Raw genomic sequence first — 244 nt, 5'->3', positions numbered from 1 at the left:
TGGAGGAGGCGGTGTTGCTGACCCGCGAGGGCGCCCGGCGGCGTGCGGGGCTGGACGCGGACGAGGTGCGGTTGCGGGCCGCGGCGGTGGAGGCGGTCCACCGCGAGCGGTTGGCGGAGCTCACCGAACTGGCCAGGACCTCCCGGGGCGTCTACCGGCCGTGGGCGGAGCGGTTGCGCGCGGAGTTCGCCGAGACGGACCCGAAGGTGGATTGGTGGGCTACCGCGGCCGCGGCGACCGAACT

1 protein-coding gene is annotated in these 244 nt (G+C 75.8%); it reads left to right on the top strand.

From position 1 onward, the window contains the following. Positions 1–14 precede the first annotated feature (14 nt). Positions 15–244, top strand: a 230-nt coding sequence (locus ACHAAJ_RS15635) for a hypothetical protein (protein ID WP_435729165.1), incomplete at its 3' end; no start/stop codon positions are given.

Origin of the sequence: Arthrobacter arnarulunnguaqae (genome assembly GCF_051262515.1) — a bacterium.
GTDB lineage: Bacteria > Actinomycetota > Actinomycetes > Actinomycetales > Micrococcaceae > Arthrobacter_N.
Note: the sequence above shows the minus strand (reverse complement) of the source record. Positions and strands in the feature narration are given on the sequence as shown.